This is a genomic window from Euzebyales bacterium, from assembly GCA_036374135.1.
Taxonomy (GTDB): domain Bacteria; phylum Actinomycetota; class Nitriliruptoria; order Euzebyales; family JAHELV01; genus JAHELV01.
In genome coordinates this window covers 111,017-125,971 of record DASUUK010000035.1, presented here as the reverse complement: position 1 = coordinate 125,971, position 14,955 = coordinate 111,017, and the positions used below count along the sequence as shown (strand labels likewise).

Below are 14,955 nucleotides of genomic sequence, written 5' to 3'. Positions count from 1 at the left end.
CGCTCAGGCCTCGGGGGCAGTTCGAACGGTTCCGGCGTCAGGTCCTCGTACGGGATCTGATCGAGCAGGTGGGCGATGCAGTTCAGCCGGGCGTTGCGCTTGTCGTCGGCGTTGACCACCCACCACGGAGACTGCTTGATGTCGGTGTGGGCGAACATCTCGTCCTTGGCGAGGGAGTACTCCTGCCACCGGTCCCGCGACTCGATGTCCATCGGCGACAGCTTCCAGCGCTTCGTCGGATCCTCGATGCGCGCCTGGAACCGCTGCTCCTGCTCCTCGTCACTCACCGAGAACCAGTACTTGATCAGGGTGATGCCCGATCGGATGAGCATGCGCTCGAACTGCGGGCACGAACGCATGAACTCCTCGACCTGCGCCTCGGTCGCGAACCCCATGACACGTTCGACGCCGGCGCGGTTGTACCAGGAGCGGTCGAGCAGCACCATCTCGCCCGCCGCCGGCAGTTCCTCCACGTACCGTTGGAAGTACCACTGGGTCTTCTCGCGGTCGCTCGGAGTGCCCAGCGCGACAACCCGGACGATGCGTGGGTTGGTGCTGGCCGTGATCCGCTTGATCACGCCGCCCTTGCCCGCCGCGTCGCGGCCCTCGAACAGCACGACGACACGCAGACCTTCGTGCCTGATCCACTCCTGCAGCTTGACGAGCTCGATCTGCAGGCGACGCAACTCCTCCTCGTAGACCGCCCTGCGCAGCCGCCCCTTCTTGTTGTAGTCGTCCGCGGAGAGTACGCGCTCGTCGATCGCCGTCATGCGGTCACGCCCCTGTCATTGGCTGTCACCCGCATCGTTGTCCCCGGGGACCGACCCGTCAAGCGTTGATCGCCCGGCGCCCAGGACGCGGCCGCCGACCCGGTCAGCTGCGACGCCGTGGCGCCGGCATCTGACGCACCGGCGCTGGCGGTTCATCGTCCGGCGGCGCGTGCGACCGCGCCTCCGCCGCCATCCGCCTGATCGACCGGAGGAACTCGGCGTCGCGGTGCCGGTGCCAGCCGTCCACCGCGGGTCGCGGCCCGTGGTGGCGGACGTAGCCGAGCAGCACGCGCAACTGCTTCTCGGGGATGCTCGCCGGGTAGTCCCATGTGGCGGACGCGGACTCCAGAAGGTTCAGGTCGTGCGCGATGGCCCGGCCAGCGTCCGGCGTGATCTCACCCGTCCGCGCCAGGCGCGTGACGGGGTGGTCGTCGTTGGCCGCGTCCTGCCAGCACGACGCCAGATCTCGGGCATGGGCATGCGTAATGACGGCCTGTACTGATACCTGCTGCGCGCCGTTCACCCTCGCCGCTCTCTCGTACGCACCTGCGGAGGCCGACCGGCCCTCGGATCCCGCGGCGGCCGCGTCGGCCGACTCGGTCCAGCGTCGCCCCGAGCGTGGACGCGGGCAACCGAGGGCACCTGTCCCATCAGCCGCTTGACAGCGTCCTCGGCGGTCAGCAGCGGTCGTCGGTGGCAGACTGCACCGCACGTCGACCAAGGAGATGGGCATGTCGGTGTCGGGCGACCTGTCGCGTGCCCGCACGGGCTCGACGCGGATCACACCGGCCGAGCGACCACGGGAGCTCGCGCGCGAGCTCGGCCTGTCCGACGACGAGTACGACCGGATCGTCCAGACGCTCGGACGGGTGCCGTCGACCGCGGAGCTCGGGACCTTCTCGGTCATGTGGAGCGAACACTGCTCCTACAAGTCGTCCCGCGTGCACCTGCGGCGGTTGCCGACGAGCGGGCGGCACCTGCTGGCGGGCCCTGGCGACAACGCCGGCGTGGTCGACGTCGGGGGCGGCCGCGCCGTGGCGTTCAAGATCGAGAGCCACAACCATCCCAGCTTCGTCGAACCGTTTCAGGGGGCGACGACCGGCGTCGGTGGCATCGTCCGCGACATCCTGACGATGGGGGCCCGCCCGATCGCACTGCTCGACCCGTTGCGGTTCGGAGACCCCACGACTGCGCAGACGCGGTGGGTGGTCGACGGCGTCGTGCGGGGCATCGGCCACTACGGCAACTCGATCGGCGTGCCGACCGTCGGCGGTGAGGTGGCGTTCGATCCCTGCTACCAGGGCAATCCGCTGGTCAACGTGCTGTGCGTCGGCGTCCTGCCGGCCGACCGCCTGCAACGGGCGCAGGCCGAGCACGTCGGCGACGTCGCCGTGCTCATCGGGCAGCGCACGGGACGGGACGGCATCGGCGGGGCCAGTGTCCTGGCGTCGGCGGACTTCAGCTCCGTCGGCGACGACGCGAAGCGCCCCAACGTCCAGGTGGGGGATCCCTTCGCGGGCAACACCCTGATCGAGTGCTGCCTCGAGCTGTACGACCGTCGGCTCACCCGCGGCATCCAGGACATGGGCGCCGCGGGCATCGTCTGCTCGTCCGCCGAGATGGCGGCGGCGGCGGGACTGGGCATGCGCATCGATCTGGACCGGGTGCAGCTGCGGGAGCCCTCGATGCAGGCGTGGGAGATCCTGTGCTCCGAGTCCCAGGAGCGCATGCTCGCGCTCGTCGCTCCCGACAGCGTCGAGGAGGTCGTCGCCACCTGTGCGCGCTGGGGCGTCGACGCCACTCCGATCGGTGAGGTCACCGAGGATGACCGGCTGGTCTTCGAGCACCGTGGCGAGGTCGTGCACGACGCACCGGCGCGCGCGCTCGCCGACGAGGGTCCCGTGTACCACCGTCCGCTGACGCCGTGGGCGGCGGAGCACGGCGACGCCGACATCGACACGGCACCGCCGCGCACCGATCTCGCCGACGTCGCCGTGGCGGTGCTGACGAGCCCGAACATCGCACCGCCCGACTGGATCACGCGCCAGTACGACAGCATCGTGGGCGCGGGGACCGTCCAGGGCCCCGGCGCCAGCGCGGCCGTGCTGCGCCTGCCCGCCGACGGCTGGGGCGAGGTGCCCGACGATGCGCGGGGTGTCGCCGTCGCGACCGACGGCAACGGTCGCTGGTGCGCGCTCGACCCCGAGCTCGGCGCGCGTCTGGTCGTGGCCGAGGCGGCCCGCAACGTGGCGTGCGCAGGGGCGCGACCGGTCGCGGCGACCAACTGCCTGAACTTCGGCTCACCCGAGCAGCCCGCGGTCATGGGCGCCTTCTCGGCGACGATCGACGGCATGACCGCCGCGTGCGAAGCGCTGGGCACGCCGATCAGCGGTGGGAACGTCAGCTTCTACAACGCCACGGACGACCGTCCCGTCCACCCGACCCCGATCGTGGGCGTGCTCGGCGTCATCGACGACTGCACGATCTCGGTCCCCGTCCGCCCGCCGGACGCCGCGGCCGTCCTGTGCCTGGTGGGCGCCACGACGCGCCCTGGCCTGGCGGGCTCGGAGTACCAGTGGATCACCAGCGGTCACATCGCGGGACGGCCGCCGGCCATCGACCTCGACGAGGAGCGCCGGCTGCAGGATCTGCTGGTGGCGGCCGGCCGGTCGGGACTGCTGCGCGGCGCCCACGATGTCGCCACCGGCGGGCTGCTCACGACGCTGGTGGAGGTGTGCGGGGACCACTACGGCGCAGATCTCGTCATCGACACGACGCGGACCCCGGTGCACCAGATGCTGTTCAGCGAATCGCCCAGCAGGGTGGTCGCCGCCGTCGACGCCGCCCGCGTGGACGAACTGGCGGGCCGCTGCCGACAGGCCGGGGTGTCGAGCCAGCGCCTCGGTGCGCTGACCACGGACCGGACGTTGCGCGTCGGTGACGTGCTCACCCTGGACCTCGACGAGCTCACGGCGGCGCGCGGGCGCGTGTTCGTCGACCTGTTCGAGGCGGTCGGGGGCCCGGCTCAGACGGCGACGGCGCGCTGACCCGTCGCGCGGGCGGCGGCGGCCGGACGACGCCTCGTCAGCGCATGGCCACGAGGTGCCGCCTGGCAGCCGTCAGCCGCTCGACCTGCCGCTCGTAGCTGATCGACAGCCACAGCAGCAGCGCGCCGCCCAGCGCGAGCAGGAGCCATCGCGGCAGTACGTCGATGACCACCCCGTACTGTGTCAGCGCAGCGACGCCGGCGGTGGCGACACCGATCATGAGTGGAGACTGCAGCGACCACCGGCGGCCGGTCGCGGCGATCACCGCACCGCCCGCGACAGCACCGGCCAGCCGTGGAAGGTCCGACGGATCGTCGAGCAACTGCAGCAGCGTCGGCAGCGTGAGCAGGCTCAACGCCGAGCCGAGCAGCGGCCACGACGACCGTCGCGGGTCACGCATCAGGCCTCCGACCGCGATGCCGGCGATGAGCAGCGCCGGCGGCACCGTGTACGCCTCGACGGTCGTCACGCCGGCATCCGACAGGACGGACCACGACGAGCCGGACGCGGCGGCGGGGGACACCCACCGCATCCATCGACGGTCGGGGCGCCACACTGCCACCGCCGCCGCCGCGGTCGCCACGGTGGCCAGCGCGATCCCCAGCGTCAGGGCGTCGGACGCCCAGGCCAACGCGACGCCGGCGACCACCGCGACCGTTGCGATCGCCTCGACCGCGGCCGCGTGCGGCTCGCGCGAGCGGATCGCGGCCGCCAACACCCACCCGCCGCCGGCGGCCGCCACGAGGGCCAGACCGGGGACACCCGGACCGCGGGTGGTCGCGGCCGCCACCGCGACGACGGCGCCGAGGATCTGCGCGGTGCACACGGTCGTCGACGTTGCGGCGGCGCGGCGCCGCGGCGCGCCGGCAGCCAGACCGCAGATGCCGGCGCCGATCACCAGCGTGGTGATTGTGATGGCCGGCGTCGTCAGCGACGCGACCGCGGTCACTGCGGCCGTGACCGCAAGCGCCATGGGTGGGGCCGGGTCGTCCGGCCGGTTCCGTAGCGTGGCGACGGCGCAGGCGCTGACCGCCAGGCCGACGATCGCTCCGCCGCCGTGGGTCCATGCCGCGGTCGCATCCGCGAGCAGCACGGCCCCACCGACGCCGACGGCAACCAGCGCCGCCACCCGCCGGCCGGCCAGTCGGTGGGTGCCCGAGACGATCATCGCAGTGACGGCGGCGGCCGACGCCAGCGTGGTCGCGGGCGGTGGGATGTCGACCGGGAGTGGTGTCGGTGGCCACGGCGCCACGACGCGCCACGCCAACTCACCGCCGATCCAGTGCACGGCCCGCACCACCGGCACCAGTGCGGCGAACGCGACGGGTGCCGTGCCGATCAGCACGCCCCGCTGCACGGAGCGGCCGCGCGACGACCACACCAGCGCCGTGCCGACCGCCGCCGCCGCCACGGCCGGCAGTTCCGGCCACGCGGCGATCCGTCCCCACGTGGCCGCCGCCGTGGCGGTCGTGGCCACGAACGACCGACCGCCGGCCGCCACCGCCGACGGGACCAGGCCGAGGCGCGCAGCGGTCGCCGCCAGGCCGGCGAGTGCGACGGCGAGCGCGGCCGTCGCGACGAACGGTGTGATCTCGCCCGGCCGTGACGGCGCCAGCGCGGCCAGATCGGCGGCCACCGCGACGGATGCGACCGACCACGCGACGGCTGCCACGGCGAGCGCCACCGCGCGTGCGAAGCGTGCCGGTGCTCCCAGAAGCGACGGGCCGCCCCGGCATCCGGCCCCGGGCCGCCGTGCGCCGCGTCGCCGCGTGCGACGCGGTGGACCGCGGTGGCGATGGTGAGCGCGAGCGCGCAGGTCACGGTCAGCGACGCCGTCTCCACCACGTCCGGCACCGGCGCCGGGTGGACGAGGATGCCGCCGAGCCGGCCAACGGTGCGCAGCGCCGGCCACATCGTGGCGAGCATCACCGGGCCCGCTCCGATTGCCGCCGCGAGGCGCTCGCCGTCGCGGCGGGTCCAGACCAGCGCCGCCGCGACGGCGAGCGGAACGACGACGGGTAGGTGCGGCAACGCCGCCATGCGCCCCGCGAGCGCGCCGGCCGCGCCGGCCGTGAGCGCGAGCACCACGCCGGCCGGCCACCAGACCGCTGTGGCGCCACCGGCTCGCCGCGCGAGCACCGCCAGCGCGACGGCGCCCGCGACAACGGCGGCCGCACCGAGGAACGGCGGAAGATCCGTCGGCTGGGAGGGCGCCAGCGACGCGAGCACGAGTCCGCCACCCACGACGGCCACGACCCAAGATCCCGCGGACATCGCCAGCGCAGGGATCCGCGCCCGGCGGACGAGCATGCCGACGGCGCCGGCCAGCAGGCACACGACCAGGCAGGACGCAAGCCGGACGACGTGTGATCCGGTCGGTGCGGGCACCGGCGTGGCCGACGCCACCCACTGTGCCGTCCCGACCACCGGACGCAGGGCAAGGAGCGCCAGTGGCGCCATGCCGAGCAGTGCGCTCCGACGCTCGAGGCCCGGGCGTACCCGCGTGAGCAACGCGACCCCAACCGACAGCGGCAGCAGTGCCGGCATGTCGGGCCACACAGCGCTGCGGCCGGCGAGCGCGCCTGCGCCCGTCAGCGTGCCGGCGCACCACATGCCGCCGGTACCGACCGCCGGCCACCAACGCGACAGCGGTCCGCCGATGCGGCGTGCCGCCGCCGCGACAGCGACCGACGCGGCGGCGGCGGTGAGGCCGACACCGAACGCCACGCGATCGGACGGCGCGGCCGGCACCAGCGAGGCCAGGACCGCGACCACGACCGCCGTGGCGACGGTCCACAGGACAGCGGCAGCGCCCAGCGTCACCAGCCGCCAGCGTGGCACGACGGTCAGCACGCGGGCCGCGTAGACGCCGACCATGCACACCGCGGTGACGTTGACCGCCTGCGACAGCACCAGGTCGAGCCGTGTCGCTCCAACCGCATAGGGATCGACCAGCCACGCACCGGCCGCGTGGACCGCCGTGCCGGCCAACCAGGCGGCGAGCACCAGGGGCGACCGCACACCGCTGGCTCGGGCGAACGTGTGGGCGGTCACCGCGAGCACGGCTGACACCTGGGCGAGCACGCCGAGGTCGCGCCCGAGCGCGTCGAGGAGACCGGCACGCCACAGTCCGTCGGCGAGCACGGCGAGCAGTGCGAGCGTCAGCACGCCGGTCGCCTCGGCCGTGCGCGCCAGCCCGCGTCCCACGAGTCCCGCCGTCAGCCACCCGGACGCGGCTGCGGCGGCAACCACGACACCACCACGCACCGGCACCGACAGATCGCGCCATGTCACCGCGAGGAACGCGCCCGCCGCGACGATCAGCAGCAGCACCCCGCCCGCCGCGAGCAGGGTCTGCGGACCTGCATCGGCCAGCCAGGCGCGGAGGGGAGCGAACGTCGACGCCAGCCGCGCGACGGGTTCCCGCGCCGAGCGGGCGCCGGTCCCACCGGCGGCGACGCCCACCACGGCCCGGGGCTCGCGTGCGCCCGTGGACGCAACGTCGGCGACCGTGCCGCGGTCGGCCGCGATCAACGCCGAGGTCTCGTGTCGGAGGCGCGCGAGCAGGTCGCGGCGCTCGTCCGTCATCCGCGCCAGGCGCCGATCCAGCGCCAGCAGGCGTCGACCGGTGTCACCACCGACCGGGGCGTCACACGACGGGCACCGTGACGGCGTCCGCGACAACGCCGCCGCGCAGAGGGGACACCGCACCGGTGCGTCGGCAGTCACGACGCCACCACCGCCGCCGGACCGAACGCGCCGGCCAGGCGGGCCGCCGCGGTCAGGACGATGGCGGCGGCCACCCCCGACAGCCCCAGGGTGCCTCCGGCGGTGACCACGGCGGTCGCGAGCGACGCGACCAGCACGGTGACGACGGTCGCAGCGACCGTTCGACGCCCACGCGGACGTGGCGTCACAGGCGGCACGCTGTGTTCGATTGGCAGCAGGACCGCGACGACCGGGACGAGCGCCGCGGCCAGGCCCACGAGCCACAGCGGTCGCGTCAGCCACCAGGCGGCGGACAGCGGGTCGACGGCCCACCATGTCGCGACGGCCGTCAGCGCACCCGCGACCAGCACCATGACGGTCAGGTGCCACAGGTAGACGGTCATCGCCACGGTGTTCGTGCGGACCACGGCGGCCCACGGCCCGGGGCGCTCCAGCCACGCCGCGACGGGCCGCCTGACCGCCAGGGCGATGCCCGCCTGTGCGAGGCCGAGCAGCGCCAGCGTGACGGGCACGCGCGGGCCTCCGGCGTCGGCGACGCCGACGAGCGTGATCGGGTAGCCCAGGACGGTGACGGCGGCGACGAGACATGCCAGCGCGCCCGTGGGCAGGCCGAGGCGGACGGCGCGCCCCTCGAGACGGCCGTCGGCCCACGCGAACCCCAGGACGGTCGGCACGGCCCACACCAGTGGGTAGTTGACGAACTCGACCACCGGCACGCCGGCCACGGTGGCGGCGTCGACGAGTCCGGCGGCGGCCAGCAGCAGTGGGATCACGGCCAGGCCCCAACGGGTGTACGCGGCCAGCAGCAGCGGCAGCGCCGCGATCATGAGCAGATAGACCGCGAGGAACCACAGCGGGACGAGCGCGTTGCGGGCACCGAGCAGGACCAGCGACCGGTCGACGCCCATGGCCAGCGCTGCTGCCGCGAGCACCACCCATGTCCACACGAGCACGATGGTCGGGCGCAGCAGGCGCGCCGCGCGGCGGGCGACCCAGGTCGCGTACGAACCCGCGTTCGCGCGCGTGACCCGCCACGACCGCACGTTGACCACGCCGCCCACCAGGAAGAACAACGGCATGACCTGGACGATCCACGTGACCCAGCCCACGCCGGGCACGGCTGTCAACAGCGTGTCGACACGCAACTGGCCACCGTCGAGCCAGAGCACGGGCAGCAGCCAGTGACCGATGACCACGACGGCGATCGACAGGCCGCGCAGCAGATCGAGGTAGCGGTCACGGTCAGGTGGCGTTGCGGCGGCGATCTGCGCCGCTGGCGCGAGCAGTGCGCGCATGGTGTTCCTCCGGTGGTCCACGATCCCCACGGGACCGATCTCTGTCGTCGTCCGCAGCGTCGGTCGGATCGGGTCGGCGCGGCACCGCGATCCCACCCGTTCGGCCGGGGCAGGGCCCCCGCGGTTCGTGCGCACATGCGGCAGCCGTGACATGAGTAGAACCGGCATGACCGACCACGATCGGCATGCGTCGGTCCGCTGATGCCGCCGTGTGGTGGACAGCGGGCGGGTCGACGGCGGTACGCTGAACGCGCTGCGTTCGTGGGCGGCGTGTTGCCCGCAGACAGGTGAGGAGTCGGTGGCTCGGACCGTCGCGCAACAACGGCAGCCGGCGTCCGATGGCCCGGCGATCGGGTCGTCGGCCACCAGCGGTGTCCCGGCGCTGGTGCGCGGCGTGCTCGTCATCCGCTGGGCCGTGCTCGTCTGGATGGTCGTCGTGGCCGTGGATGGGGCCGCATCCGGCGACGTCGACGGTGTGCCGCTCGCGACAGCGTCGGTCATCGTGGTGGCCGGCTGGATCATCTGGCTGACGGCGACCGGCCCACCGCGCTCGACGGCCGTCCTGGTGATCGACCTGGTCGTGGCCTGTGCGCTCGTCGTGGTCGGCACCCGCCACGTGTGGTTCGCGACGGTGTATCCGGTGACGGCGGCGCTGGCGTGGGCAGCGGCGCGGGGCGTCGCCGGGGGGCTCGTCGCCGGGGGCGTCCTCGGTGCCGTCGCGGTCGTCGCCGGCCTCACGGTGCGCGACCCGGCGACGTCGGGACAGCTGATCCAGGTGCTGCGGGATCCCGTCAACTTCCTGCTGGCGGGTGGTGGACTCGGCTTCGTCGCAACGCTGTTGGACCGCTCCGCCGCCCAGGTGCGCGCCGCCCAGGCCGAGCAGGTCCGCGCCACCGAGCGAGCGGCACGCGCAACCGAGCGCGAGTCACTCGGGCGTCAGATCCACGACTCGGTTCTGCAGGCGCTGGCACTCGTCCACAAGCGCGGACGCGAGCTGGCCGGCCGCGACCGGGTCGATGGTCGCGAGGTCGGTGAGTTGGCGGACCTCGCTGCGGCGCAGGAGCGGGTACTGCGGGCGATGATCCTGCGCCCGCTGGACGACCAGCCACCCGATGCGGCGCACCAGCCGCTGCGCGACCGACTGGAGCAGATCGCCGACGGTCTCGCGGACGACCCGACGACGTCGGTGACGGTCGTGGGCGACATCCGGCTGCCGACCCTGCACGTCGACGAGATCGGCGCGGCGGTCGAGCAGGCGCTGAGCAACGTCGTGCGTCACGCCGCGGCGGAGCACGCCTGGGTCTTCGCCGAGGTGGACGACGGCGAGCTCGTGGTCAGCGTCCGCGACGACGGTCGCGGCTTCGCCTTCGAACCCCACGCACTGCAGGCAGCGGGCAAGTTCGGTCTGCTGCGCAGCATCCGGGGGCGGATGGAGGACCTCGGCGGAACAGTGCACGTCGATGCGGCGCCCGGACGCGGCACCGAGCTGGAGCTGCGGATCCCGATGCCCGAGGATGACCCGCCGACGGCACGCGCACAGACGACGGTCCCTGGCCGGGCCGACCGGAGCGACTCCGATGAGCGATGACACCGCGACGAAGCTGCCCCGACCGCTCACCGTCGTGGTCGTCGACGACCACCCGATGTGGCGAGACGGCGTGCGCGCCGACCTGGAGGCGGACGGCCGGGTCCGTGTGGTCGGCGAGGCCGCCACCGCCGACGAGGCCGTCGACGTCGTGCTGCGCGCACGACCGGACCTGGCACTGATCGATCTGAACATGCCGGGGCTGCCGGGCACCGTCGCCATCCGTCGCATCGCCGACGAGCTGCCGGGCACGAGGATGCTGGTGCTGTCGGCGTCGGCGGCCGAGCCCGACGTCCTCGAGGCGGTCAAGGCGGGTGCCAGCGGCTACCTGCTCAAGAGCGCCACCGGCACCGAGCTCGTCACCGCGGTGCATCAGGTCGCAGCCGGCGAGCCGGTGTTCTCGCCATCGCTGGCAGCGCTCGTGCTGGGCGAGTTCCGACGCGTGGCAGCGGGCGGCGACCGGGATCAGGAGCTGACCGGACGCGAGACGGAGGTCCTGCGCCTCGTCGCGAAGGGCTACACGTACGGCGAGATCGCCGAACGCCTGGTCATCAGTGTGCGGACCGTCCAGAACCACGTCCAGCACATCCTCGGCAAGCTGCAGCTGCGCGGCCGCTACGAGTTGATGCGCTACGCGATCCATCGCGGCCTCGACCGCGACGACGCGGGCGGCGACCGCACGTAGTGTTGCCCATGGCCGACCTGCGGCCCGCACCCCACGTCGCCATCGTCTCGGCGTCGCTGGGCGCCACGTCACGGTCACGCATCGCCGCGGAGGCCGCGGCCGAGGAGCTGGAGGCCGCGGGATGCACGGTCGACCTCATCGACCTGACGACGTTGGACCTCCCGGCGTGGCCGCACGGCGAGGACGACCCGAAGCTGGTCGATGCCCGCTCGGCGGTTGAACGCCGGTGACGCCGGGTGCTCGCGACGCCGACCTACAACTTCACGGTCAGCAGCGCGCTGACGACGTTCCTGACCCATGCGATGACGGTCGACGACGGCGACCGCTGGAAGCCGTTCCGCCCTGCCCGCGCGGGGCGCCGGCGGCTGACGCGGGCGCTCAGTCGCCGCTGTCGAGCGCGCGGTCGATGGCCGTCAGCAGCGTCGTGCGGTTGCGGTTGGACACCTCGATGCCGCGCAGGCTGCGCAGCTGCTCCTGGGTCAGCTCCGGTAGCCGCGCACGGATCTCGCTGACGGTGCCGGTCGCGAGCCCGCGCAGACCGTCGGGTTCGGCCTCGACCTGCAGGTCGGGCGCGTCCACCGCCGTGACCACATCGGCGTCCACGTCCCCGCGGCGCGGCCCGGACGGCGTCTGCGGTGGACGGACCGGCGGCACGTGCGCCTCATCGGTCGGGGTGTCGGGCACGGCCCGCAGCGGCGCCGAACGCGTCATGGTGTCGGCCTCACGCCGCGGCTCGGACCACACCGCGTCCGCGTCCTCGCGGACGCTTCGCAGGTCGGTGCGCAGCTCGTCGGCCGCGCGCTCGAGCTCGGTGGCGGTCTGCTCGAGCGCCTTGGCGCCGCGCGACAGCACCGTGGCGACCGCCTCGCGGATGCGCCGCTCGATCATGTCCATACCAACCGCCGTCCTCGCAGCCGATGTCTGTCAGGCGAGGATACTCACGGGTTGTCGACGATATGCGGCGAAACCCAGGTAGGTGGGCATACTGTCGGTGTGCAGGCGCCGTCGAGCCGAGCTGGTGTGAGCTGATGCAGCAGTCCCCGGACGCCCTGGAACGCACCGGTGCCCGCGACGAATGCGGCGTGTTCGCCATCTACGCGCCCGGCGAGGACGTCGCCCGCTACTGCTACTACGGCTTGTACGCCCTGCAGCACCGCGGCCAGGAGTCGGCCGGCATCGCGGTGTCCGACGGTGACAACATCCTCATCTCCAAGGAGATGGGGCTGGTCAACCAGGTGTTCGACAGCGGCCGTCTGGCAGGGCTGCGGGGGCATCAGGCGATCGGGCACGTCCGTTACTCGACGACCGGTGCGTCGACCTGGGCCAACGCCCAGCCGACGTTCCAGGTCAGCGCGTCGGGCCGCGGCATCGCGCTCGGTCACAACGGCAACCTCGTCGACACGACGGCGCTCGCCGCCGAGCTGGGCACCCGCGGCACGGGCTGCACGAGCGACTCGGATCTGCTGACGACCCTGCTCGCCGAACGTGCGGGCACCCACACCGGGCCTCTCGACGACATCATCATCGACGCCTGCCGACGGATCTCAGGCGCGTACTGCCTCGCGATCATGGACGAGTCGGCGATCTACGGCGTGCGCGACCCAAACGGTGTGCGGCCGCTGGTGCTGGGCATCCTCGACGGCGGAGGGTACGTGCTGGCCTCGGAGACCGCGGCGCTGGACATCGTCGGCGCGACGTTGCTGCGCGAGATCCAGCCAGGCGAGCTGGTCGCGATCGATGCCGGCGGCATCCGCAGCCGGCGGTTCGCCCCGGAGTCTCCGTCGTTCTGCGTCTTCGAGTACGTCTACCTCGCGCGCCCCGACCACCAGACGCCGGAGACGAGCATCTACGCGGCGCGTCGGCGCATGGGCCAGGCCCTCGCGCGCGAGGCTCCGGCCGACGCCGATCTCGTGGTTCCGGTGCCCGACTCGGGCCTCGCCGCCGCCGCCGGGTACAGCCAGCAGAGCGGCATCCCCTATGCGGAGGGACTGGTCAAGAACCGCTATGTGGGCCGGACGTTCATCCAGCCGTCGCAGTCGCTGCGCCAGCTCGGGATCCGGTTGAAGCTCAACCCGCTGCGCGATGTGCTGGAGGGCCAACGGCTCGTCGTCGTCGACGACTCGATCGTCCGAGGCAACACGTCGCGCCAGCTCGTGCGGATGCTGCGTGACAGCGGCGCGTCCGAGGTCCACCTGCGCATCCCGTCGCCGCCGGTCCGCAACCCCTGCTTCTACGGGATCGACATGGCGACCTCTGACGAACTGATCGCATCCGGGCGCACCACCGAGGAGATCTGCGCGTCGCTGGAGGCCGACTCGCTCGCCTACCTGTCGCTGGACGCGCTGACACGCGCGAGCATGCGCCCGGCGTCGTCGCTGTGCCGCGCGTGCTTCGACGGGCAGTATCCGATCCCCGTGCCGCGCGCCACGCCGACCGACGAGCACACGACGCTTCCCGCGTTCGAGCTCGCCACCACGACAGGGTGAGGGCGAGCGCCAGCGAGCCGGCGGGCGGGGACGACAGGCCACGTGAGCCGGTGACGTACGCGGATGCCGGTGTCTCACTCGACGCAGCGGACGCGGCCATCGAGGCCATCGCACCGCACGTCGCCCGCACCGGGCGCCCCGAGGTCGTGGGCGCGTTCGGCGGCTTCAGCGGGCTGTTCGCGCTGCCGGCCGGTCGCTGGCGCGAACCGCTGCTGGTGACCAGTTGCGACGGCGTCGGGACCAAGCTCGAGATCGCGCGTCAGTTGGGCCGCTACGACACGGTCGGTCAGGACCTCGTCGCGATGGTCGTCGACGACCTGGTGGTGTGCGGAGCCGAGCCGCTGGTCTTCAACGACTACCTCGCGGTCGGCGCACTGGACGTGACCGCGGTCGAACAGGTTGTGGCCGGCATCGCCGACGGCTGCGTCGCCGCCGGCTGTGCACTCGTCGGCGGCGAGACGGCCGAGCACCCCGGCGTCATGGCCCGAGACCAGGTCGATCTCGCCGGCTTCGGCGTGGGGATCGTCGAACGCGACGAGGTGCTGGGCCCCGACCTGGTGGCGCCCGGAGACGCACTCGTCGCGATGGGATCGTCCGGCCTGCACAGCAACGGGTACTCGCTGGTCCGACGGGTCGTCGACGGCCTGGATCTGGCGAGTGATCACGGTCTGGGTGAGCCGCTGGGCGACGCGCTGCTGCGGCCGACGCGCATCTACGCGCCGGACTGCCTGGCGCTGATCCGCGCGACCGAGGTGCACGGACTGTGCCACGTGACGGGCGGCGGCGTGCCTGGCAACCTTCCACGGATCCTTCCCGACGGCCTGGGCGCAACCGTCGATGCCGCGACGTTCCCCGCCCCGCCAATCGCGGGTTGGCTCGCCGACCGCGGACCGGTGCCACCGGACGAGATGTGGCGGACGTTCAACATGGGGGCGGGCATGATCGCCGTCGTGGCCGATGGCGGTGCGGCTGTCGAAGTGCTGCGCCAGCGGCGGGTCGACGCGTGGGTGTGCGGCGTCGTCACGGACCGTCCGGGCATCGAGATCGCGGGCCTGTGATGCCTGACCGGCACCGGCGCTGCCCGAGCGCCGCATACGACCCGGGCGTGCGCGCACACCGTGGGAGGACCGCGGATGTCGGTGATGGACGACGCCGAGCGCGTCCCGGCGGAATCGCCGTCCGCATGGGGACGCTGGCTCGACCATGACGGACAAGGCGTGCGGACACACGCGCCCGCAGGATCGATGAGATCGCCGACGGTGCGTACGGGGGCGCCCGCGCGATCGGCTGACCGTCACAGTAGGCACAGCCGGATCTCCCGGTGCGCGTGCCGGTGACCACCGGAACCGTCCCGCCGG

General features: G+C 73.2%; 11 protein-coding genes. 6 read left to right on the top strand and 5 right to left on the bottom strand.

The window, feature by feature from the left end; genetic code table 11:
- Nucleotides 1-770, bottom strand: a 770-nt coding sequence (gene ppk2, locus VFZ70_06275) for a polyphosphate kinase 2 (GenBank protein HEX6255400.1), incomplete at its 3' end; no start/stop codon positions are given.
- 103 nt (nt 771-873) lie between these two features.
- Complete coding sequence (locus VFZ70_06270; protein HEX6255399.1) at nt 874-1,293, bottom strand: hypothetical protein; 420 nt, start codon at nt 1,291-1,293, stop codon at nt 874-876.
- A gap of 208 nt (nt 1,294-1,501) precedes the next feature.
- Between VFZ70_06270 and purL the strand changes: the two genes are divergently transcribed.
- Entirely contained in the window at nt 1,502-3,817 is a 2,316-nt protein-coding gene (purL, locus tag VFZ70_06265) for a phosphoribosylformylglycinamidine synthase subunit PurL (GenBank protein HEX6255398.1), read from the top strand.
- 1,338 nt (nt 3,818-5,155) lie between these two features.
- Here the strand turns inward: purL and VFZ70_06260 are convergent.
- Together VFZ70_06260 and VFZ70_06255 are read right to left on the bottom strand one after the other, a co-directional pair.
- Nucleotides 5,156-7,546, bottom strand: a complete 2,391-nt coding sequence (locus tag VFZ70_06260) for a hypothetical protein (GenBank protein ID HEX6255397.1) — start codon at nt 7,544-7,546, stop codon at nt 5,156-5,158.
- Nucleotides 7,543-8,841, bottom strand: a complete 1,299-nt coding sequence (locus VFZ70_06255) for an acyltransferase (GenBank protein ID HEX6255396.1) — start codon at nt 8,839-8,841, stop codon at nt 7,543-7,545. Before VFZ70_06255 ends, VFZ70_06260 begins: the two co-directional genes overlap by 4 nt.
- 298 nt (nt 8,842-9,139) lie before the next feature.
- On the opposite strand from VFZ70_06255, the gene VFZ70_06250 reads away from it, so the two are divergent.
- From VFZ70_06250 to VFZ70_06240, 3 genes are read left to right on the top strand one after another with little or no spacing between them, the layout of a single operon-like run.
- Nucleotides 9,140-10,429 carry an ATP-binding protein gene (locus VFZ70_06250; GenBank protein ID HEX6255395.1) on the top strand — a complete coding sequence of 430 codons (1,290 nt, stop codon included), beginning with the start codon at nt 9,140-9,142 and terminating at the stop codon, nt 10,427-10,429.
- Nucleotides 10,419-11,111: a response regulator transcription factor gene (locus VFZ70_06245; protein ID HEX6255394.1), complete on the top strand. Its 693-nt coding sequence runs from the start codon at nt 10,419-10,421 to the stop codon at nt 11,109-11,111. The genes VFZ70_06250 and VFZ70_06245 overlap by 11 nt, the downstream gene beginning before the upstream one ends.
- An 8-nt stretch (nt 11,112-11,119) precedes the next feature.
- Nucleotides 11,120-11,341: an NAD(P)H-dependent oxidoreductase gene (locus VFZ70_06240; protein ID HEX6255393.1), complete on the top strand. Its 222-nt coding sequence runs from the start codon at nt 11,120-11,122 to the stop codon at nt 11,339-11,341.
- Nucleotides 11,342-11,489: 148 nt separating this feature from the next.
- Here VFZ70_06240 and VFZ70_06235 read toward each other — a convergent pair whose 3' ends face one another.
- Nucleotides 11,490-12,005, bottom strand: coding sequence for a hypothetical protein (locus VFZ70_06235; GenBank protein ID HEX6255392.1), 516 nt, complete (start codon nt 12,003-12,005; stop codon nt 11,490-11,492).
- A 134-nt stretch (nt 12,006-12,139) separates the two neighbouring features.
- On the opposite strand from VFZ70_06235, the gene purF reads away from it, so the two are divergent.
- Together purF and purM are read left to right on the top strand one after the other, a co-directional pair.
- Nucleotides 12,140-13,597 (top strand): amidophosphoribosyltransferase, encoded by a 1,458-nt coding sequence (gene purF / locus VFZ70_06230; protein HEX6255391.1) that lies wholly within the window; start codon nt 12,140-12,142, stop codon nt 13,595-13,597.
- A 50-nt stretch (nt 13,598-13,647) separates the two neighbouring features.
- Nucleotides 13,648-14,655 (top strand): phosphoribosylformylglycinamidine cyclo-ligase, encoded by a 1,008-nt coding sequence (gene purM / locus VFZ70_06225; protein ID HEX6255390.1) that lies wholly within the window; start codon nt 13,648-13,650, stop codon nt 14,653-14,655.
- The last annotated feature ends 300 nt before the right edge of the window (nt 14,656-14,955 follow it).